The following is a 21,694-nucleotide window of genomic DNA, read 5'->3' as shown; positions in this document are numbered from 1 at the left end:
CGTTGTCTTTTACATGGCCTCGATAATCGCGTTGAGGGTGGGGCTGGGGCGCATGGCCTGGGTGGTTTTGTCCTTGTCCGGGTGGAAGTAGCCGCCGATATCCTGGGGCTGACCCTGGGCGCCGTTCAGCTCATCGATGATCTTTTGTTCGTTGGCACTCAGTTCCCCGGCAACCTTGGCGAAGATCGCCGCCAGGGCGCCATCTTCCTGCTGGGCCGCCAGGCTTTCGGCCCAGTAGAGGGCCAGGTAGAAATGGCTGCCCCGGGTGTCCAGCTCGCCCACCTTGCGGGAGGGTGACTTGCCCTGTTCCAGGAAGTTGCCGATGGCCGCGTCCAGGGTCCGGGCCAGCAGGGCCGCTTTGTCGTTGTTGAAGGTTTTGTGGATATGCTCAAAGGAGGGGACCAGGGCGCAGAATTCTCCTAAAGAGTCCCAGCGCAAGTGACCTTCCCTTAAAAACTGCTGCACATGCTTGGGGGCCGAGCCGCCGGCGCCGGTTTCAAACAGGCCGCCACCGTTCATCAGCGGCACGATGGAGAGCATCTTGGCGCTGGTGCCGATTTCCAAAATGGGGAACAGATCGGTGAGATAATCGCGCAGCACGTTACCGGTCACCGAAATGGTGTCCTCACCCTTCCTGATCCGCTCCAGCGACCGCCGCATAGCCGCCACCGGGGGCATGATCCGGATCTCCAGGCCGCTGGTGTCGTGCTCCGGCAGGTATTTCTCCACCTTGGCGATCAACTGGGCATCGTGGGCCCGCTGCTCATCCAGCCAGAAGATGGCCGGCGAGCCGGACTCCCGGGCCCGGGAAACCGCCAGTTTGACCCAGTCGCGGATGGGGGCGTCTTTGGTCTGGCAACTGCGGAAGATATCGCCCGGGGCCACCTGCTGTTCCAGCAGCACCGTGCCGGCCTCGGTAACCAGCCGGATGACGCCTGCTCCCGGGGCGACGAAAGTCTTGTCGTGGGAGCCGTACTCTTCCGCTTTCTGGGCCATCAGGCCGACGTTGGCCACACTGCCCATGGTGGCCGGGTCAAAGGCCCCGTGGCGCTGGCAGTCGGTGACCACCTCCTGGTAGATGGTGGCGTAGCTGCGGTCGGGGATCATGGTGATGGTGTCGTGCAGGGCGTCGTCCGGTCCCCACATGCGGCCGCCGTCGCGGATGAACACCGGCATGGAGGCGTCGATGATGATGTTGTTGGGTACATGCAGGTTGGTGATCCCCTTGCTCGAATCCACCATGGCCAGTTCGCAGTTCTGCTGATAGCAGGCCTGGATGTCGGTCTTGATCGCCTCCCGTTGGGTTTCCGGCAGCTGTTCCAGCTTGGCCTCCAGTTCGGCGATCCCGTTGTTGGGGTTAACCCCCAGCTTTTTGATCACCTCTCCGTGCTTGGCAAAAACATCCTGGTAAAATACCGAGACGCAGTGGCCGAACATGATGGGATCGGAAATCTTCATCATGGTGGCTTTCAGGTGCAATGACAGCAGCACGCCATCCTTTTTTGCCGCCTCAATCTGCTGCTTAAAGAAATTGCGCAGTTCACTTACCTTCATGACCGCCGCATCCACCACCTCATCTGCCTGCAGCGGCAATTCCGGCTTCAGCACCGTGGTTTGGCCGTCGGCGCCGACAAATTCGATCCTGGCCTGGCAGGCCTCGTTAACGGTGATGGACTTTTCGCTGCCGTAAAAATCCCCCCCGCTCATGTGTGCCACCCGCGACTTGGAATCCTGGGGCCAGGGTTTCATCAGTCGGTGGGGGTTCTGCTGGCCAAAGCGTTTCACCGCCGCCGGCGCCCGGCGGTCGGAGTTGCCCTCCCGCAGCACCGGGTTGACCGCACTGCCCAGCACCTTGGCGTAACGTTGCTGAATCTCATGGTCTGCCTCGGATTGCGGCTCATCGGGATAGTCCGGCACCCGGTACCCTTGGCCCTGCAGCTCCTTGATGGCATCTTTAAGCTGGGGAATCGAAGCGCTGATATTGGGCAGTTTGATAATATTGGTCTGCGGCAACTGGCAGAGCCGGCCCAGCTCAGTCAGGTCATCGGGGATCTGCTGCTCTTTGGTAAGGTTTTCCGGGAAATTGGCGATAATCCGACCGGCCAGCGAGATATCCCTGGTCTCGATGGCCACGCCTGATTCACGGGTGTAGGCCCGGAGAATGGGGAGCAGGGAATAAGTGGCCAGGGCCGGGGCTTCGTCAACTTCGGTGTAAATGATTTTCGGATCGCTCATTTTCTCCTCGCTTAATGAATATGGGTACTCCGTAGAGTTTAATTGCCTGTGGAAAACAGAAAACGCTAGCATATGCCGGCGGGAATTGCAATTGTCAAGTAAGCGATCACAGGGCACCGCCGAAAGCGGCAATCGAGCCGGCTCACGTACTGAGGTACGCATCACCGTCTCGCTTGCCGCAATCTGCGGCACCCTGTGATCAGTTACGCAGAAACGACTTGAGATCATGCCGCCAACAACTATATTCTATAAAGAGCGACTCCGTATTAATGTCGGCCGTAATTAATTGAAGGGCGAGACTGCTCCCTGCTCTGTCGGCGGGCCAAATCAACCAAGTGAGGCGACAATGACCCAAGAAGTGCAAGCGGATATCGGCCTGATCGGCCTGGCCGTCATGGGCCAGAATCTGGTGCTCAATATGCATGACCATGGCTACAAAGTGGCGGTTTACAATCGCACCACCGCCCGGGTGGATGAATTTCTGGCCGGTCCGGCTGCCGGCACCGGCATCATTGGGACCCACTCCCTGGAAGAGCTGAGCGTGGTGCTGCAAAGACCCCGCAAGGTGATGCTGATGGTCAAGGCCGGGGCGGTGGTGGATTCCTTCATCGAGCAACTGCTGCCCCATCTGGAGCCGGGCGATGTCATCATCGACGGCGGCAACTCGCTTTATACCGACAGCAACCGGCGCACTCGCGACCTGGCGGCAAAGGGAATCTTGTTTGTCGGCACCGGCATTTCCGGCGGTGAGGAAGGGGCCCGCCGGGGGCCTTCCATCATGCCGGGGGGCAACCCCGCCGCCTGGCCGCTGGTCAAGGATATTTTTCAGAATATTGCCGCCCGGGTGGGAGGTGAGCCCTGTTGTGACTGGGTGGGGGAGGAGGGAGCCGGTCATTTTGTGAAAATGGCCCACAACGGCATTGAGTACGGCGATATGCAGTTGATCTGCGAGGCCTACGATTTCTTGCGCCGGGGGCTGGGTTTGCCGGCAGGCGAAATCGCCGACGTGTTCAGTGCCTGGAACCGGGGCGTGCTGGAGTCGTACCTGATGGAAATCTCCAGTGAAATACTGGGCTACCAGGACAGTGACGGTGCTCCCCTGGTAGACAGGATTCTCGATGCCGCCGGGCAGAAAGGCACCGGCAAATGGACCGGGATCAACGCCCTGGAAATGGGCGTGCCGCTTAGTTTGATTACCGAAGCGGTGTTTGCCCGTTTTCTCTCGGCCATGAAGGAGGAGCGGGAGCGGGCGGCGGCGGTGCTGCGCGGGCCGGAGGCGGTTTTTGCCGGTGAGATCCAGCAATACGTGCAGGCCCTGCAAGACGCCCTGTATGCCGCGAAAATCGTTTCCTATGCCCAGGGCTACCTGCTGATGCGGGCGGCGGCCCGGGAACATGGCTGGCACCTCAACTACGGCGGCATTGCCCGGATGTGGCGCGGCGGCTGCATTATCCGCAGCGTTTTCCTGGACAACATTGCCCAGGCCTTCGATGCCGATCCCGATCTTGACAATCTTCTGCTGGCGGACTTTTTTGCCGATGCCCTCGCCCAGGCCCAGGCCGGCTGGCGTCGGGTGGTGGCCCGGGCTGCCGAACTGGGGCTGCCGGTACCGGCGCTCTCCTCGGCCCTGAGCTTTTACGACGGCTATCGCAGTGCCGTGCTGTCGGCCAATCTGCTCCAGGCCCAGCGGGACTACTTTGGCGCCCATACCTACGAGCGGGTGGACCGGCCCAGGGGAGAATTTTTCCACACCGACTGGACCGGCCGGGGCGGCAAGGTCGCTTCTTCAACCTATAACGCTTGAATTTTGCGGGGAAATTATATGTCAGTCGGCCAGCAAAAAATTGAGGAACACCGGATTACCTCCGAGCCCTACTACTTGCCCCGAGGCGATGAGTTGGCAATTGCCCGGATGGCCTATGCCCATGGCTTGCCGCTGTTGCTCAAAGGCCCCACCGGTTGCGGCAAGACCCGTTTTATGGAGTACCTGGCCTGGGAGTTGCAGCGTCCCCTGATCACCGTTTCCTGCCACGATGACCTCACCACCGGCGACCTGGTGGGCCGTTACCTGATCCGGGGCGGGGAGGCGGTCTGGATGGACGGTCCCCTGGCCCTGGCGGTGCGCAATGGGGCCATCTGTTATCTCGATGAAATCGTCGAGGCCCGCAAGGACACCACGGTGGTGATCCATCCCTTGGCCGACGACCGCCGGGAATTGCCGGTGGAAAAGCGCGGTGAATTGCTCACCGCGCCGCCGGAGTTCATGCTGGCGGTTTCCTACAACCCGGGCTATCAGAGCGTCCTTAAGGACCTCAAGCAGTCCACTCGCCAGCGCTTTGTGGCCCTGGAGTTTGATTACCCGGAAGCCGAATTTGAAAGCGAGATCGTGGCCCGGGAGGCCGGCCTGGAGGCAGCTACCGCCCGCAATCTGGTCAAGGTGGCCGCCATGACCAGGGGGCTTAAAGATTCCGGCCTCCAGGAAGGGGCCAGCACCCGGCTGCTGATCCACGCCGGCAAGCTGATCAAAGGGGGAATCGACCGGCGCACCGCCTGCCGGGTGGCCGTTTGCGCCCCACTCAGTGATGAGCCGGAGATGCTGGCGGCCCTGGAAGAAATCGTCAGTTCCGTTTTTTAATTTTTACCGGGAAGTGCATGTGAGCAGCGAGCTTACCGCCACCACCGGCGCCGGTCAGGCCTTGTTGGACGAGCTGGCCTACTGGGGCAAGGATGAGTATCTTGAGCGCCTGGCCGGTTATCCCCAGGAGGTGCGGGAGGAGGTGTTGCGCCTGGCGGCGGCCATCTGGCCGGTCAGTTATGCCTTGGGCTACAATTTCCTGGATCAGGTGGACCAGGGGCTTGGTTGCCTGACTCTTGAACAGTTGGCCGAGTGGGTTAAGGCGACCCTGGATGTCTACGAGCAGGAAGGGCTGCAGGCGGCCACCCGCTACCTGGCCGAGGTGGAAAATAACTTCCTGTGCCGCCTGCGGGGGGAGCACGGTTTGAGCCTGGCCGCCGCCACCCCACGGTTGCTGCCATACCTGCGGGGGCTGGCCGGTTACGAACTGGCTCTGGCACCGGGGCCGGAAAGCTGGACCGATGGCGAAACCATCTTCCTGCCGCCGGAGATTAGCCTGTTTAAACAAAGCGGCGCCAACTTCACCGCCTATAAGTTGCTGGCCTCCTTCCAGTGGGGGCTGCTCAGGTTTGGCACCCTGGAGGGCGCGCTCGCTTTGCGCCCCGAGTTGGCGGCCGAACTGGCCCGTCGTTATGGCCGTCAAAGCGCCGACCAGGAGCCTTTTCCTGGTGATTTTTATGCGCTTTTTCCAGCCCCCGGCCTGGCGGCCGATCTTTTCATGCTGCTGGAAACCCACCGGGTGCTTAGCTGCCTGCAGGCCGAATTGCCGGGCCTGATGCGCGACAGCCAGCCGGTCTGCCGACGACTGCAAAATCGCCGCCCGCCGCCTGTGGCCTTACGCGGCCGGGCACGCTTGCTGGAGTCCTGGAGTCGATGGGTGCTGACCGGTGATGCCGGGCCAGGGCTGCGCCCCGGGGAAAAGGAGCTTTACCACCGGGGGTTGGGGCTGCTGGCCAGGGTCGGGCAGGCGGGGCAAACCGACGTTGCCGGGCCACCGGCCAAGGACAGCGGGGCGGGCCGACAGAATGGCGGGGTGGGGTTGAGCATGGAGCTGACCGCCGAGCTTTACCGCTTGCTGGAGCCGTTGCCCGGTGATCATGGCGGGGATGCTGTGGCTGATGGGGCAGGGGTTGTCCCGTTGCTGGGCGTTTTGCGTCCCGCCGCCTTCCAGGCGGTTCGTTTGCGGCGCCGTGAAGAGCGCCGGCAGCGATTTGTCGAGGCCCTGGGCGCTTTTTTGCCGCCGGAAGTTGCCGCCGGTTCCCCAGAGACGTCCGAGGAGACAAGCAAGTGGTTTGACCAGTCCCTGTCCGCGCCGGACAGCCAGGGATTGGCCATGCTGATCGCCGGGGCCGAAGAGGATGAAGTGGGGCGGGAATCGCCAATGGAGGCCGGTCCTCCGGAATATCTGGTGATCGGCGGCCGGGAATTTAAGCTCCCGGAGGAGATTCAGGCCCTGGCGCGGCAGATCCGGGACGACCTGGGGCAAATACCCCAGCGATACCTCAGTGCCGCCGTGGGCCTGGCCGGTGGTGCGCCGATACGGGGGCCCGGGCCGGCGGCCGGCCAGGATGGACAGGAGGCCCTGGTGGGGGCGCTGGTCTACGATGAATGGGATTACCGCCGCCAGGGTTTTCGTAAAAACTGGTGCAAGCTGCTGCTCAAAGAGCTGGCCCCGGTGCAGAGCACCTTTGTCGACACTACCTTGCAGCGCCATCGCGGACTTTTGCTGCAACTCAAAAGGCAGTTTGAAATGATGCGCCTGCAGCAGCGCTATCTCAAGCGCCAGCGGGACGGAGACGAGATCGATTTTGACGCCGTGGTGGATGCCCTGGCCGATGCCAAAGCCGGGGTTTCGCCCGGGGAAAAACTTTTTATCCGCCTGAGCCGGGATGAACGCAATATCGCCGCTGTTTTCCTGGTGGACATGTCGTCGTCCACCGAGGGCTGGGTCAGCCTGGCCCTCAAGGAGTCCCTGACCCTGATGTGCGAGGCCCTGGAGGTGTTGGGCGATCGCTATGCCATTTACGGTTTTTCCGGCATGCGGCGCCAGCGCTCCGAATTTTATCACGTCAAGGATCTGGACGAGCAATACAACGAGCAGGTACGGGGCCGGATAGCCGCCATCAATCCCCGGGAGTACACCAGAATGGGGCCGCCCATTCGCCATGTAACCAAACTGCTGGCCGCCACCGAGGCCCGGGTGCGGCTGCTGATCACCCTGTCCGATGGCAAGCCCGAGGATTATGATGATTACAAGGGCGATTACGCCATCGAGGACACCCGCCATGCCTTGATCGAGGCCCGGGCGGCCGGGGTGCATCCTTTTTGTATCACCATCGATCGCCAGGCCCAGGATTATATCTCCCACCTCTACGGGGCGGTGAGTTACTGCTTCATCGATGATGTTAAAAAGCTGCCCCTGCGCCTGCCCGGTATCTACCGGACGCTGACCACTTAACCTGCGGTGGGGGAAACCTGCGAGGAAAACGGATGCTTTTCAGTAAGACCGGTTCCATCGGCAAAAATCTTGCTTTTCTGGTGCTGGTGGCCGTGCTGCCGGCGCTGCTGATCCTGCTGTACACCGGGTTGGAACAGCGGCGCCTTTCAATTGAAAACGCCCGGCAGGAGGTGCTGCTGCTGGCCGGCAACATGGCCGAAGGGCAAAGAGATCTTACCCGTGCCGCTTGGCAAATCCTTTCCACCTTGTCGCTGCTGCCGGAAATTCGCAAGGGCAACCTGGCGGAAAGCCGGGAGATCCTTGCCGCCGTGCTGGATAACAACCGGATTTTCGAAATATCACCCTCACGGCCCTGGATGGTGAAGTGCTGGTCTCCGGGGGGGCTTTTTCCCCGGCCAACCTGGCCGACCGCAAGCACTTTCAAGAAGCCCGAAAGCGGCAGGATTTTGCCGTGGGGGAGTTTATCATTGCCCGGGTTGGCTATACCGACCCGGCCTTTGCCTTTGCCCATCCGGTCTTCGGCCCCGATGATAAGCTGGCGGCGATTCTCACCGCCTCGGTCTCTCTGGCCCGTTTTGCCCGTGTCCATGATGTCGTCGAGCTGCCCCCCGGCTCTTTTGTCGCCATTACCGATCACCAAGGGATTCGTCTCTTTTATCATCCGCCCAGAGAAGACACCAACCCCCTGGGGCAGCCCATCGCCGTCAGATCCTGGGAGATCGCCCGCGAGGCCGCTGGGCCGGGGATTTTTGTGGGTAAGGGCTCCGACGGCCTGCGCCGGATTTTTGCCTTTAAGCCGGTACAATTAACCGATCTGGAGCCGCCCTATGCCTACGTATGGGCCGGGGTGCCGGAAGCAATTATTTTGCAGCCGGCCAACCGGGTGCTGCTGCGCAACTTGTTGCTGCTGGGCCTGGCCACCGTGGTCTCCCTGGCGGTCGCCTGGCTGTTGAGCAGAAAAAAACTGGTCAGGCCGATCACCAGCCTGGTTGATCTTAGCCGCCAGTTCGCCGACGGCCGTCTCGATGCCCGCCTGCGCTCGGACCACTGGCCCGATGAAATCGCCACCCTGGCCCGGGCCTTTCACGATATGGCTGCCGAACTGAAGGCCAGCCAGCAGATAATGCGGGAAAATGAAGCCCGTTTTCGCCTGCTGATGAACAGTCTGGATGCGGTGGTTTATGTCGCCGATATGAAAACCTACGAGATTCTCTTTATCAATGAAACGGGGCGGCAGCTATTTGGCGAGGTAACCGGCAAACTTTGCTGGCAGAGCCTGCACCAGGATCAGGCCGGCCCCTGTTCGTTTTGCACCAACCCCTTGTTGCTGGATGAAGCCGGCCGGCCGGCGGGAGTTTATACCTGGGAGCGGCAACACGCTGATACCGGCCAGTGGTTTTACCTTAGGGACCAGGCCATTAAATGGCTGGATGGACGGATTGTGCGACTGGAAGTGGCCACCGACATCAGCCAGCGCAAACAGGCAGAGCTCGCGCTGGCTGAAGAGCGTGAGCGGTTGGCGGTGACCCTGAAATGTATCGGTGATGGCGTGATCACCACCGATACCCAAAGCCGGGTGACCATGGTCAATCAGGTGGCGGAATCGCTTACCGGCTGGCAGGCGGAAGAGGCCGTGGGGCGTTTGCTGGCGGAAGTGTTTAGCCTGGTGGATGAAACTTCCGGTGAACCCGTTGTTGATCCGGTGGCTGAGGTGCTGGCCCAGGGGCGGATCACCACCCTGGAGCAGCGGGCGGTTCTGCGCACCAGGGATGGGCGGGAACTCAAGGTTGCCGACAGTGCCGCCCCGATCAAAAATCAGGCCGGCGAGGTGATCGGGGTGGTGCTGGTGTTCCGGGATATCACTCAGCAACTCCGCACCGAGCAGGAGTTGATGAAGATTAAAAAACTGGAATCAATCGGTGTGCTGGCCGGAGGGCTGGCCCATGATTTCAATAACATTCTTACCGCTATTCTGGGCAATATCCAGCTTGCACTGCACGATGCCGAAATGCCCTCCCAACCCCGCGAACTGCTGGATCAGGCGGCCAAAGCCTCCCTGCGGGCCAGGCAGCTGACCCAGCAATTGCTAACCTTTGCCAAGGGCGGCCAGCCGATCCGCGAGGCGGCTTCGCTGCCGGAGGTGATCCGCGATTCCGCCGATTTTGTGCTGCGCGGCAGTAAAACGGCCTGCCGTTATACCATTCCCGCCGATCTCTGGTTGGTGGATATCGACAAAGGCCAGATCAGCCAGGTGATTCAGAACCTGATTTTAAACGCCAGCCAGGCCATGCCCGATGGTGGCGTCATCGAGGTGGTCTGTGAGAATCTGCCCGCCGCCCGGGCGGCGGCGCTGGCCCTGCCCGCCAAGGGTGATTACGTGAAGATGATGGTCAAGGACCGTGGGGTGGGGATACCCGCCAAGGTGATCGACCGGATTTTTGACCCCTATTTTACCACCAAGCAACTGGGCAACGGCTTGGGGCTGGCCATCTGCCATTCCATTATCAGCAAGCACGAGGGCCGGATCACGGTCTCTTCCCTTTCCGGTCAGGGAACGACTTTTGAAGTGTTTTTGCCGGTGGCGGTGCATGATGCTGTGGTTGCCGGTAAAAGCGAGGTTTTTCGGGTCGGCACCAGGCAAGCACGGGTATTGTTGATGGATGACGAAGAGATGATCCGCCAGGTCGGCCATGCCGTGTTGAGCAAAATGGGGCACGAGGTGGAGCTGGCGGTGGACGGAGCCGAGTCGGTGGCCAAGTACCGCGCGGCCAAAGAGCAGGGGGTGCCGTTTGATCTGGTGATCATGGACCTGACCGTCCCCGGCGGCATGGGCGGCCAGGAAGCAGTTAAGGAGATTCTGGCCCTGGATCCGGAGGCCAAGGCAGTGGTGGCCAGCGGCTACTCCCACGACCCGGTTATGGCCAATTACACCGATTACGGCTTCCAGGCCGCCCTGGCCAAACCTTTCGACCTGCAGGAACTGGTCCGGCTGCTCAACAAACTGTTGTCGCGTAGCCGTTCACCGGAGCCAACAAGCAGCCAAGTTAACAGGTAGTAATCGTTTAGTGGCACCCTGGTGGAAGGTCATGACCATACGCCGGAGATCTTTTCCCCGCAGGCGGGGCAGGTGCCGGCGGCCAGGTGATTGGCGCGGATGCTGAAGCCGTGCCGTTCGATGAGCAGTTTTTGGCAGGCCGGGCAATAGGTGTTTTCGCCGCCGCTACCGGGGATGTTGCCTTCATAGACAAAGCGCAGGCCGTTTTTCAGGCCGATTTCCCGGGCCCGGCGCAGGGTGGCCGCCGGTGTGGGCGGCCGGTCCAGCATCTCGTGGGTGGGGTAGAAGGCGGTGACGTGCCAGGGGATGCCGGGGTCGGTTTCCTTGATAAAGTTGGCGATATCCCGCAGTTCTTCATCACTGTCGTTGAGGCCTGGAATAAGCAGGGTGGTCACCTCCACCCACACCCCCAGTTCATGCAGCCGGCGGATGTTGTCCAGCACCGGCTGCAGCCGGGCCTGGCAGACCTGGCGGTAAAACCGGTCGTCGAAGGACTTGAGGTCGATGTTGATCCCATCCAGCACCCCGGCCAGGTGGCGGCCAACCTCTTGCCCCATGTAACCGTTGCTGACAAAGACGTTTTTTATTCCCCGTTGATTGGCCAACACGGCGCAATCGTAGGCAAATTCATAAAAGATGGTGGGCTCCACGTAGGTGTAGCTGACGCTTTGGCAGCCGCTGGCCGCCGCCGCCTCCACCACCTCGGCCGCTGTTCGCTCTTGTCCGGCGATCTCCCCATGGTGCCGGTGGGGGTACTGCGAGATCTCGTAATTCTGACAATGCCGGCAGCGAAAATTGCAGCCCACGGTGGAGATGGAGTAGGAGCGGCTGCCCGGCAAAAAATGAAAGAGCGGCTTTTTTTCAATGGGGTCGAAATTCTCCGCCACCAGCCGCCCGTAAACCAGGCTGTAGAGCTTGCCGCCCCGGTTTTCCCGCACCCCGCACAACCCCCGCCGCCCATCCTTGATCCGGCAGTTATGGTTGCACAAGTGGCAGTTCAGGATGCCTTCCTTTTCCAGTTGGTAAAACATCGCTTCCCGCATGGCCCCATCTCCCCTTATGACAGTTTTTTGGGATCAACCCATTACAGCACAAGGGCAGGATGGTTGTCAAACATCACCGGCAGAGTGTTGCGGGCAGGCTGGACGTCGCCGGAAAAATAGCGCATACTGGATTCAACGCATCGGTATTGGATTAAAACGGGCAGCAATCAAGGTGGCGGAAATATGCGTTATCTGAGAAGCACTTTCTGGATCGGACTCTATTTCATCGTGGCCGTGGCCCCTCTGCTGGCCATGCTGGTGGACCCGCCGCCGGGGCGGGGGTTCTGGCGGGAATTTTCGGTGGCCATCGGTTTTGCCGGGCTGTCGATGATGGGCTTGCAGTTTTTTATCACCGGCCGCTTCAAGATCCTGACCGCCCCCTACGGGATTGACGTGGTCTACCATTTTCACCGCAATATCTCCCTGGTCGCCTTTGCCTTCATCCTGCTCCATGCCGTGGTGCTGCTGGCGGCCAGCCCCGAACTGCTGCACCTGCTGCAGCCGGCCACCGCGCCGTGGTGGATGGTGGTGGGGGTGATCGGCCTGCTGGCCTTCGTGGTGGTCATCCTCAGCTCACTTTTTCGCCAGGGGCTGGGGTTGCACTATGAACTCTGGCGTTTGCTCCACGGCTATCTTTCCCTGGCCGCGGTGGTGCTGAGTGTCGCCCATGTGGTGGGGGTGGGCTACTACACCGAAAGCCCCGTCAAGCAGGGGGTGTGGCTGGTGATGGTGGCCGCCTGGGGCCTGGCCCTGGTCTATGTGCGACTCTGTAAATCCTTTGTCTCTTGGTACCGGCCCTATGTGGTCGAAGAGGTGCGGCCGGAGCATGGCCAATCCTGGACCCTGCGCCTTCGGCCCGAGGGCCACGCCGGGATGGCCTTCAAGGCCGGCCAGTTTGCCTGGCTGACCCTGGAAAAATTGCCCTTTGCCATCCGGGAGCACCCCTTTTCCTTTTCCTCCAGCGCCATGCAATCGGGCGCGGTGGAGATGACCATCAAGGAACTGGGCGACTTTACCGCCGGCATCGGCCGGGTGGCGCCCGGCACCCGGGCTTACCTGGACGGCCCTTACGGTTCCTTTGTGCTCGATGAGCGAGAGGCGCCGGGTTTTTGCTTTGTCGCCGGCGGGGTGGGGATCTCCCCGATCATGAGCATGCTGCGCACCATGGCGGATCGGCACGACCGGCGGCCGGTGGTGCTGTTTTACGGCAGCAAAAACCCGGCGAGCATCACCTTCCGGGAAGAGCTGGAAGAGTTAGAAAAGCGGCTCAACCTCAAGGTGGTGCACACCTTGGGCGATCCGCCGCCGGATTGGACCGGCGAGCGGGGGCGGCTCAGCGCTGAACTGATGGCCCGTTACCTGCCGGAAAACCGCATGCAGCTGGAGTATTTTATCTGCGGGCCGGTGCCGATGCAAAAAGCCATGCAGCAGGTGGTGGCCAGGCTGGGGCTGCTGCCGGAGAAGATTCATTCCGAGAGTTTCAACTTTGTTTAGTGCCCCAAGGAGGTTAGCTCGTGCGTGAGTATTATTCCACCCAGTTGGCGGTCGTGGTCGGCGTGCTGCTCCTGGTGGTCAGTGCCGCCTTCGCCCTCAAGCAATCCCCCGAGCTGCTGGAACACCGCAAGGCGGCGCAGCGGGTGGCCGTGGAGCTGCCGCACCCGCTGGCCGGCATGGAAAACTGTTTTGACTGTCACGGGCCGCAAAGTGACTGGCCCTATCCCCCCAGGCACACCGGCTGGAGTGATCACAGTTGTATCAGGTGTCACCAGGGGCCGGAGTAAACCCCATTAACCGGGAGGTGTACGATGAAATTACCGCTGGAAATCACGTTTCGCCGGATGGACTCCTCGCCTGCCCTGGAGGCCAAAATACGTGAGAAAGCCCAAAAGCTGGAGCGCTACCACGATCACATCATGAGTTGCCGGGTGGTGGTGGAGGCGGCCCATGGCCAGCACCGCCAGGGCAATCTTTTTCAGGTGCGGCTCGATATCAAGGTGCCCGGCAAGGAGTTGGCGATCACCCGGCATCACCCCAAAGACCACGCCCACGAGGATGTCTATGTTGCGCTGCGGGACGCCTTTGACGCCGCCGCCCGCCGCCTGGAAGAATGCGGCCGCATCGAACGCGGCGAGGTCAAGGCCGGCGAAGGTCCACCCCGGGGTCGGGTGGTCAGCCTCGATCCAGATCTGGATTGCGGCCGCATCGAAACCCCGGACGGCGAGCTGATCTACTTTCACCGCAACAGCGTGCTGGGCGGCGGTTTCGACTCCTTGGAAGTGGGCAGCGAGGTTCGCTTCAGCGAGGAGATGGGAGATAAGGGGTTACAGGCCAGCAGTGTGCACCCGGCGGGAAAAGGGTAGACCGCCGATGTTTGGGGCTGACGGCACACGGGCGGTGATGTTTGAGGTCGCCGACTATTACCGCCGGCCGGCGGTACGGCGGCGGATGCTGGAGTTTCTTGGCGGTGACCAACCGGCAAACGTTACCGCCATGTATCTGAGTCGTTGCGACCTGGGCAACCCTTACGATTTTTCTCCCCGCCGGCCTCGCGAATTGGACTTATTTCTCGAGCAGGGCCTGGATGTGGGGCGCTCCTTGTGGGACCGGCGGTTTTTGCTGGTGCACCTGGACCTGGAATACGTCAACTTCGATTTTCCCGCCGAGCCCTATCTTGATCCCCAGCGGACCTTTGCCCTGCAGCAGCCGCTGGTGGTGGCGCTGAGTGAGCTGCTGGCGGGCTTCGGGCTTGAGCCTCTGCACCTGCTCAGCGGCCGGGGGCATCATTATGTCTGGCAGGTGCCGGCAGACAGCGAGGTTTTCCGTGAGTTAACGGAACTGGTGGCCCTACCGGCGCACCTGGCCGAACTCTACCGCCGTCCCCAGCCCCCGCACGGGGAGCCGGTGGCCTTGGGCCATGGCCGCGCCTTTGCCGGCCTGGCCCTGGTCGTTGAGTATCTGGCTCATTGCATCAAGGAGCGGGCGGCGGCCGCCTGTGTCTTGCCGGTGGAACTTACCGCCGTGAAGGTCGGTCCCCAGCAGCGTGGGCGGGAGATGGTTTCCGTGGATATCAGCGAATACGCCGATCCCCTGAACCTGCGGATGATTCGCCTGCCCTTCAGCGCTTACCTCAAACCCTGGCGCCAGTATGGCATCATGCACCCGGGCGGGGAAGGGCGAATTCCCCTGATGTTTGCGATCCCGGTGGCGGCGTCGGACTCGGAACAGATGGTGGCGGTGATGCGCGACGCCGGCCGGGCCGCCGCCCTGGCCGAGGAGGTCGAGGTCGGCATTCCGGTCCAGGCGGCAGCCACCGCCCGACTGCTGGCGGCTTATCGCCGCTCCCGCTTGGCCGCCTTTCATCGTTTTTTTTACGCCGCCGGCCACGATCTGCCGGAACAATGGCCCGGGGGGTACGACCTGTTGCCCATGTCCCGTTTGCCGCCCTGTGTGGTCCGGATTCTGCGCCGGCCCAACGATCTGCTCCTGCAGCCGGCTGCCATCCGCCAGGTGGTGACCGCGCTGCTGGCCCTGGATTGGCACCCGCGGCATATCGCCGGCCTGATTCGTTCCAAGTATGAGCGGGATTATGGCTGGGGCGGTAAGTGGTACCTTTACGACGCCGCCAGCCGGGCCGACTTCTACACCCGCGTCTTCGCCGGGCTGATCGCCACCGGCCTTGATCGCCTGCAGGACTTCAACTGTGTTTCGGCCCGGGAGAAGGGGCTGTGCCTCAACGACGGCGGGGCGTGCGCCCTCGAGGAACTGCGCAACACTTTACTGGCAAGGATTGAGCAATGAGTGACTGGAGCGTGGGACTGTCCACCGGGTGCTTTTACCGCACCAGTATCTTCGAATGTCTGCCCCTGATCCGGGAGCATGGCTTTAGCATGCTGGAAATCTGTTCGCATCCGGACCATCTCGATTACCACGATCTGGCCCTGGTCCGGCGGGCGGCCCGGCAACTGGAGGCCTGGAGCCTGGAGGCCTACTCCTTCCACGCCCCGTTCGCCGCCGGTTTGGATATTACCAGCCCGGCCGCCGCCCAGCGGCGGCGCAGCATCGACGAAATGCTGGCCGCCGTCGAGGCGGCAGCCCTGCTCGGGGCCCGTTACCTGGTGCTGCATCCCGGCCCGGAAAAAGAGCTGCAGCCGGAGCCCGGGGAATACCTGCAACGCCGGCAAAACGGGGTGCTGGCCTTAAACGAGATCGCCGCTCGCTGCCGCCTGCGCCAGGTGCAATTGGTGCTGGAAAACATGCTCCCCCATCTTTTCTGCGGTGATATCAGCGAGCTGCTGCGTTGCCTGGGGGCGGTGCGGGAGGGCGGGGTGGGGACCTGCCTGGATACCGGCCACGCCGTATTAAGCGGCGAGCTGTTCCATATTGCCACCACCCTGGCCGGATCGCTTAAGATGATCCATGCCAGCGACAACCATGGCCACTACGATGACCACCTGCCGCCGGGGCAGGGCGGTATCGACTGGCTGCCTCTGTTGGGGCACCTGCAGAGGATGGGGTTTGCCGGCGGGATTATCCTGGAGCTCAACGGTGATGCCAAAATCGACCCGGAAACCATGCTCCGGGAGGCCGCCCGGGCCCGGCTCTATCTGCGCCGCCTGTCCCGCCAACTGCTGTAAACGTTCAGCAGCACCGCATCTTCGGGCGATCGGACCGGCTTGCGTACTGGTGTACGCGGCGCCGATCCGCTTGCCCGAACCTGCGGCACTGCTGAACGTTTACGGTGCTTGCTTGGTGAAATTGGTTCCCCCTGCATTTTCGGGCAGTATTATTGGCCGATCAGCGCTCGCAGTACCTTGAGGTTTTCGATGTCCTCGGCCAGGTCCGGGCCTTTGTCGGTTTCCAGAACCATGGGGTGGTTTTTAAACCGGGGGTCGTTCATCAGCAGGCGGAAGCCTTCCCGGCCGATCTCGCCCTGGCCGATGTGGGTGTGGCGGTCCACCCGGCTGCCCAAAGGCTTGGTGGCGTCGTTGAGGTGAAAAAAATGCAGGTGCTTTATGCCGATGAGCCGGTCCAGCTCGGTGAAGGTTTGCTCGTAGGCCTCGGCGGTGCGCAGGTCGTAGCCGGCGGCGAAGGCGTGGCAGGTGTCGAAGCAGATGCCGAAGCGTTCCGGGTGCTTGGAGGCCGCGATGATGGCTGCCAGTTCCTCAAAGCGGTGGCCCAGGTTGGTACCCTGGCCGGCGGTGTTTTCAAGCAGGATCATGACCCGGTTGTCGCCCCCGGCCTGCTCCAGAACGGTGTCCAGGTTGCGGCTGCAGCGTTTTATTCCCGCCTCGACTCCTTGGCCCAGGTGGGAGCCGGGGTGCATGATCAGCCAGGGGATTTGCAGGGCCTGGCAGCGAATCAGTTCTTCGGAGAGGGCTTGAACGGAGCGCTGTTCGGTCTCCGGTTTGTTGCCCGCCAGGTTGATGAGGTAAGAATTGTGAGCCGCCACCGGCATCTTTTCCCCGGTGGCGGTTTTAGCCGCCTGCCAGGCTTCCCGGAAGGCCGCCGCTTCCTCCGGGCCGACGGGAGCAGCGCGCCACTGGCGCTGGTTGCGGGTGAAAATCTGCAAAGATTCACCCGCAACCTTGTGGATATGCTCAAAGGCGTGGTGCAGGCCGCCAGCCACCGACATGTGCGCTCCCAGCAGGGGCATTGGGGTTCTCCTTTTTAAGGTTGATGGGTGATCCCTGGGCCGCTTAAACTGCTGCGGCCGCCGGTTTGCGGCACTACCCGGATGCGGGTGGCGATCCGTTCTTTTAAGGCCGGCACATGCGAGATGATGCCGATCAGCTTGCCGTCCTGCTGCAGGCCGGCCAAAGTTTCCAGCGCACTGTCCAGGGCCTCGTCATCCAAGGTACCGAATCCCTCGTCTAAAAACAAGGAGTCCACCTGCACGTTGCGGCTGGCCATGCGGGAAAGCCCCAGGGCCAGGGCCAGGCTGACCAGGAAGGACTCGCCGCCCGAGAGATTCCTGGTGGGGCGGATCTCACCGGCCTGGTAGTTGTCCACCACGTTGAGTTCCAGAGGGCGGGCGGGGTCGCGCAGCAGCAGGTAGCGGTCGGTCATTTTTTTTAGCTGGTGGTTGGCCTGGCCAACCATCACTTCAAAGGTCAGCCCCTGAGCGAAGTTGCGGAATTTTTTGCCGTCGGCGGAGCCGATCAGCTCATGGAGCAGTTCCCAGCGGGCGCATTCCTGCCGCTGGGCCTCCAGCAATTGGACCTGTTGCTCCTGTTGCCGTCTCAGTTGCCGGTTGTCCTCCAGCTTTTGTTTAAGCGCCCCGATCTGCTCCTGCACTGTCCGGCGCTGCTCTTCCAGGGTGGCCAGTTGCGCCTGCAGTTCTTCCTTGTCGGCGGTGGTGATTTGCTGTGCCTGCAGTTCTTGTAATTGGCGGCTTTTCTCCTGGTGGCCGGCCGAGAGCGCGGCTTCCTCGTCGGCCAACTGCTGGGCCTGGCGTTGCAATCGGCGGCGTTGATCTTCCGGCAGGTTGGCGGCGAGATATTCGGCTTCATCGGCAAAGTCGGCGGCGGCCAGGCGTTTTTTGAACTCCGCCTCCGACTGGGCCAATAATTTAGCCCGCTGGTCGATGGCTTGTGCCAGCTCCCGGCTTCTGGTTTGCACTTTTTCCTGCTCCTGCCGGGCGGTTGCCAGTGCCTGGCGGGCCAGCTCAACCTGTTTTTCGGCGGCTTCCAGGGCGTGTTGCAGGCGCTGTTCTTCCCGCTCCGGGTCCTGTTCCCCCAGCAGTTGCTGCCGCTTTTGGCTCAACTGCCGACGTTGCTGCTGCAGTTGTTGCTCATGCTCCTGCTGTTTGTGCCGTTCGGCCAGTACCTGCCGGTGCTGTTCCGCCAGGTGTTCGCCGCGCAGCTTCAGACCGGCAAGCTGCTGGGTGAGATCATTTTTTTCCTGCTGCCGGGTCTGCCAGCGGTCGCGGCGCTCGGTCAGTCGTCGCCGGGCCTGCTCCCAGGTGGTGGGGGTCAACTCCTTGATTCCGTACGGGGCGATGCGGGCCAGCAACCGATCGCGTTGCTGCTGCAAACTGGTTTCCAGGTCTCGCAACTCCTCCAGCAGCCGCGTTACCGTCTGTTGGGCGTTATCCAGCTGGTACCGGGCGCTCTGGCTTTCCCGTTCCCGCCGGTTCAGTGCATCCTTGCAGCCGGCCATGGCCTCGCGCTGCCGTTGCAGCGCTTTTTCCAGTTCTTCGGCGGTGTCTACCAGTTTGGTAACCCGCTCGCAGGCGGCGGTGGCTTGCGGGTCCGGGTCCGGGATTTCGCCGTTGGCAAAGGGATGGCTGCGGGAGCCGCAAAGGGGGCAGGGTTCCTGGGGCCGTAACTGCCCTCGGGCCTGCTCCATCGAATGGGTAGACTCCAGGAACCTTTCCCGCCGCACGGCGGCCTCTTTAAGGGTCAGCAGCTCCCGGCGCCAGGCGGTCAACTCCTTGCCGGCCAGCAGTTGTTGCAGTTTTTCGCCCTTGCTTGCCAGCTCTTGTTCCGCTTGCTGCAAGTCCCGGCGGTTTTTCTGTACCTGCTGCTGCTGGCGCTGCCAGGTCTGCTCCGCCGCCTGCTGCCGCTTTTGGGCTTCGTCCAGTCGCTGTCGGTGTTCCTGCCGCCGGCGGCTGAGTTCGGCAAAATCGCTGAATCGTTCCTCGATGGCGGCCAGGTGTTCCACCAGCTGCTGGTCCGCCGCCGTGTCCGTCAGTTCCCGGTCAACTTCTTGCAGCTTGGTATTGGCTGTTTGTTGCTTAAGCTCGGTGCTTTTTTGGTCCTCTGCCAACTCGCACAGTCGACGCTGCAACTCTTCGATGGCTTCAGTGGTGGTTTTTAGCGGTTTGGCCAGCTCCCGCAGTTGCAGGTCAAGTTCCCGCGCCTGGCGCAGCAGGGGCTGGGCGGCTTGCAGGTTGTTTTTTCGCTCCTGTCGTTGTTGTTCCGCCTGCTCCAGTTCATTTTGCGCCTGGTGGCAGCCGGCTTCCAGGGCGGGCAGGGCCCGGCGGCAACTTTCCCGGTTGTCCCGGTCGGCTTGCTGAGCCTGGCGCAGGGCGGCAAGCGCGGCATGAGCGCCGGCCAGTTCCAGGGCCTGGTTGGCACGTTGCAGTTTGGTGAATTGGGGGGCAAAGGCCTGCCGGCGCTGTTGTAGCTCCTCCTGCCGGCGGGAGTTTTGGGCCAGCTCCTGCGCCAGGCGGGCCAGGTTGTCCAGCCAGCCGATGGCCCGGTTGCCGACCCCGATTTGTTCGGCCAGCTCCTTCTCCCGCTCCTGCCCGGCGGTTAACTCTTTTTGCAACTGCTCTTCTTCTTCCTGGGGCAGCAGTCGGATGCCGGTCAGTTGGCGCTCCAGATTTTCCAGTTGCCGCTGTTCGGCCCCCCGTCGCTGGTGGACCTTGATCGAGATCAGGCTGTAGATGCCGGTGCCGGTGATCTGCTCTAAAATCGGCGCCCGCTGGTCGGGGTCCGCTTGCAGAAAGGCGGCAAAACCGCCCTGGGCCAGCAGCATGGAGCGGGTGAAGCGGTCGAAATCCATACCGGTGACGGTTTCGATCTGTTCAGCCACCCCCCGCTGCTTGCTTTCCATAATCCGGCCGCTGTCGGCCTCGGCGAGTTCATGTTTGGGGGCCTGCAATTTGCCGTCGGGCTTGCGCCGGGCCCGGTGCTGGCTCCAGTGGCAACGGTATCGGCCGGCGGCGGTGACAAAGGTCGCCTCGGCAAAACACTCGCCGGTCTGCCGGCTCATGATCTCGTTGTCGGCCTGGGTGATTTTGCCCAGCCGTGGGGTGGTTCCGTACAACGCCAGGCACAGGGCGTCTAAAATGGTGCTCTTGCCGGCCCCGGTGGGTCCGGTGATGGCGAAGATGCCACTGCTGGCATAGTCGGGGTGGGTCAGGTCGATCTCCCATTCCCCCACCAGGGAGTTGAGGTTTTTTAAGCGCAGTTGCCGGATTTGCATGTTTTCCCTTTGCTCATTCCGCCCGGCGGTCTTCTTCCTGCAGTGCGGTGACCGTTTCCCGGTAGGCCTGAAGCAGGGTGGCTTGCTGCTCCGGGGGAACTTTGTGGGTTTCCAGGCAGCGCTGGAACACCTGGTAGATGTCCAGGTCGTCCAGGGTTTCGCTGGGGTTGGTCTGTTCCAGGATGTGGCGGCTGAGCCGCTGGTTGGTGATCCGCAGAATCTCCAGCCGACTGCCGGCGATTTTTTCTTCCAGGCGCTTCCGCAACTCGGGAATTACCTCTTCGCCCTGGTATACGATCTCCAGCCAGCAATCCTGGTCGGCGGCGGCCAGTTCCCCCAGCTTTGCAGCAATGCTTTCCCAGTTGCCCTGTACTCGCTCTAAAGGTTGGAACACCGGCACCGGCAGGGTGGTTACGGCCGCCGCTTGCCCGGCCTGCAACTCCACCAGGCAAACACTTTTCTCCCGGCCTGCTTCGCCAAATCCCATGGGCAGCGGTGAGCCGCTGTAGCGGCGGTTGTCCGCCCCGTCGACCCGCTGGGGAACATGGAGATGGCCCAGGGCCAGGTAATCAAAATTGCCGGGCAGGTCACCGGCGGGCAGATGGGCCAAAGAGCCGACATAGAGCTCCCGCACCCCGTCGCCTTCCACCGTTTGCCCACCGGCGGTGAAGAGGTGGCCCATGGCCACGGCGGGTATCGGTCGAACCAGTTCCTGCAGCTTTTGCTCGGCGGCGGCCGCCACTTGCGCGTAATGTTGCCGGACACCGGCAAGCAGTTTGCGTTCTTTATCCGCCAGGCTTTCGCCGGCTTCGGCCAGGCGCACATCGCGGTCCCGCAGGTAGGGCACCGCAGCCACCAGCAGTTCCGGCTGCCCTTGCCGGTCGTGCAGCAGCAGCACCTCGTTGGCCGGATCGGTGGCAGCGCCCACCACGTGGACATCCAGGGCCCGCAATAACTCCCTGGGGGCGTTTAAAAAGGTGGGGGAATCGTGGTTGCCGGCGATCACCACCACATGGCGGCAAGACGAAGCGGCCACCCGGCAGAGAAAGCGGTAATAAAGCTCCTGGGCCCGGTTGCCGGGGGCGGTGGTGTCGAAGATGTCGCCGGCCACCAGCACGGTCTCCACCCCTTGCTGTTCAATGACCTCCGCCAGCCAGTCCAGCATGGCACTGAACTCCGGGTAGCGCCGGCGACCGTACAGGGTGCGGCCAAGGTGCCAGTCTGAGGTATGCAGAATTTTCATGGTCTGGTCAAAATAGCACAGCTTGCCGCCGGCCGGGAGAGGAAAAGTTGACCCGGCGGGCCTTGGGCGATTATGTTGAAGCCGGCAAGATAAT

14 protein-coding genes are annotated in these 21,694 nt (G+C 62.1%); 9 read left to right on the top strand and 5 right to left on the bottom strand.

The window, feature by feature from the left end; all coding sequences use genetic code 11:
* Positions 1–9: 9 nt before the first annotated feature.
* The gene (locus DAAHT2_RS06300) at positions 10–2,235 is read right to left on the bottom strand and encodes an NADP-dependent isocitrate dehydrogenase (RefSeq protein ID WP_013163462.1); all 2,226 of its coding nucleotides are present in this window, start codon (positions 2,233–2,235) and stop codon (positions 10–12) included.
* 346 nt (positions 2,236–2,581) lie between these two features.
* Between DAAHT2_RS06300 and gnd the strand changes: the two genes are divergently transcribed.
* The 4 genes from gnd (at position 2,582) to DAAHT2_RS13865 (ending at position 10,383) form a co-directional block, all read left to right on the top strand.
* Positions 2,582–4,039 (top strand): decarboxylating NADP(+)-dependent phosphogluconate dehydrogenase, encoded by a 1,458-nt coding sequence (gnd, locus tag DAAHT2_RS06295; protein WP_013163461.1) that lies wholly within the window; start codon positions 2,582–2,584, stop codon positions 4,037–4,039.
* An 18-nt stretch (positions 4,040–4,057) separates the two neighbouring features.
* Positions 4,058–4,870, top strand: a complete 813-nt coding sequence (locus DAAHT2_RS06290) for a CbbQ/NirQ/NorQ/GpvN family protein (protein WP_013163460.1) — start codon at positions 4,058–4,060, stop codon at positions 4,868–4,870.
* Between the two features lie 19 nt (positions 4,871–4,889).
* On the top strand, positions 4,890–7,328 hold the full coding sequence (locus tag DAAHT2_RS06285) for a nitric oxide reductase activation protein NorD (RefSeq protein ID WP_013163459.1): 2,439 nt from the start codon (positions 4,890–4,892) through the stop codon (positions 7,326–7,328).
* 364 nt (positions 7,329–7,692) lie between these two features.
* Entirely contained in the window at positions 7,693–10,383 is a 2,691-nt protein-coding gene (locus tag DAAHT2_RS13865) for a PAS domain S-box protein (protein WP_049824372.1), read from the top strand.
* 29 nt (positions 10,384–10,412) lie between these two features.
* Here the strand turns inward: DAAHT2_RS13865 and amrS are convergent, their stop codons facing one another.
* Positions 10,413–11,426, bottom strand: coding sequence for an AmmeMemoRadiSam system radical SAM enzyme (gene amrS, locus DAAHT2_RS06275; protein WP_013163458.1), 1,014 nt, complete (start codon positions 11,424–11,426; stop codon positions 10,413–10,415).
* A gap of 183 nt (positions 11,427–11,609) precedes the next feature.
* On the opposite strand from amrS, the gene DAAHT2_RS06270 reads away from it, so the two are divergent.
* Genes DAAHT2_RS06270 through DAAHT2_RS06250 form a run of 5 tightly spaced genes read left to right on the top strand, consistent with a single transcriptional unit; the run spans position 11,610 to position 16,060 of the window.
* Positions 11,610–12,920 carry a ferredoxin reductase family protein gene (locus tag DAAHT2_RS06270; protein WP_013163457.1) on the top strand — a complete coding sequence of 437 codons (1,311 nt, stop codon included), beginning with the start codon at positions 11,610–11,612 and terminating at the stop codon, positions 12,918–12,920.
* Between the two features lie 20 nt (positions 12,921–12,940).
* Positions 12,941–13,207 (top strand): hypothetical protein, encoded by a 267-nt coding sequence (locus DAAHT2_RS06265; RefSeq protein WP_013163456.1) that lies wholly within the window; start codon positions 12,941–12,943, stop codon positions 13,205–13,207.
* Between the two features lie 24 nt (positions 13,208–13,231).
* Entirely contained in the window at positions 13,232–13,786 is a 555-nt protein-coding gene (locus tag DAAHT2_RS06260; RefSeq protein ID WP_013163455.1) for an HPF/RaiA family ribosome-associated protein, read from the top strand.
* Between the two features lie 7 nt (positions 13,787–13,793).
* Positions 13,794–15,224, top strand: a complete 1,431-nt coding sequence (locus DAAHT2_RS06255; RefSeq protein WP_013163454.1) for a hypothetical protein — start codon at positions 13,794–13,796, stop codon at positions 15,222–15,224.
* A complete protein-coding gene (locus DAAHT2_RS06250; RefSeq protein ID WP_013163453.1) occupies positions 15,221–16,060 on the top strand; it encodes a sugar phosphate isomerase/epimerase family protein in 840 nt (279 codons plus the stop codon). The genes DAAHT2_RS06255 and DAAHT2_RS06250 overlap by 4 nt, the downstream gene beginning before the upstream one ends.
* 149 nt (positions 16,061–16,209) lie before the next feature.
* Here the strand turns inward: DAAHT2_RS06250 and DAAHT2_RS06245 are convergent, their stop codons facing one another.
* From DAAHT2_RS06245 to DAAHT2_RS06235, 3 genes are read right to left on the bottom strand one after another with little or no spacing between them, the layout of a single operon-like run.
* Positions 16,210–17,079: a deoxyribonuclease IV gene (locus DAAHT2_RS06245; RefSeq protein ID WP_013163452.1), complete on the bottom strand. Its 870-nt coding sequence runs from the start codon at positions 17,077–17,079 to the stop codon at positions 16,210–16,212.
* Positions 17,080–17,093: 14 nt separating this feature from the next.
* Positions 17,094–20,357 (bottom strand): AAA family ATPase, encoded by a 3,264-nt coding sequence (locus DAAHT2_RS06240; protein WP_013163451.1) that lies wholly within the window; start codon positions 20,355–20,357, stop codon positions 17,094–17,096.
* 13 nt (positions 20,358–20,370) lie between these two features.
* On the bottom strand, positions 20,371–21,600 hold the full coding sequence (locus tag DAAHT2_RS06235; RefSeq protein ID WP_013163450.1) for an exonuclease SbcCD subunit D C-terminal domain-containing protein: 1,230 nt from the start codon (positions 21,598–21,600) through the stop codon (positions 20,371–20,373).
* Between the last annotated feature and the right edge of the window lie 94 nt (positions 21,601–21,694).

Origin of the sequence: Desulfurivibrio alkaliphilus AHT 2 (assembly GCF_000092205.1) — a bacterium.
Classification (GTDB): domain Bacteria; phylum Desulfobacterota; class Desulfobulbia; order Desulfobulbales; family Desulfurivibrionaceae; genus Desulfurivibrio; species Desulfurivibrio alkaliphilus.
This window is presented reverse-complemented; position numbering and strand designations above follow the sequence as displayed.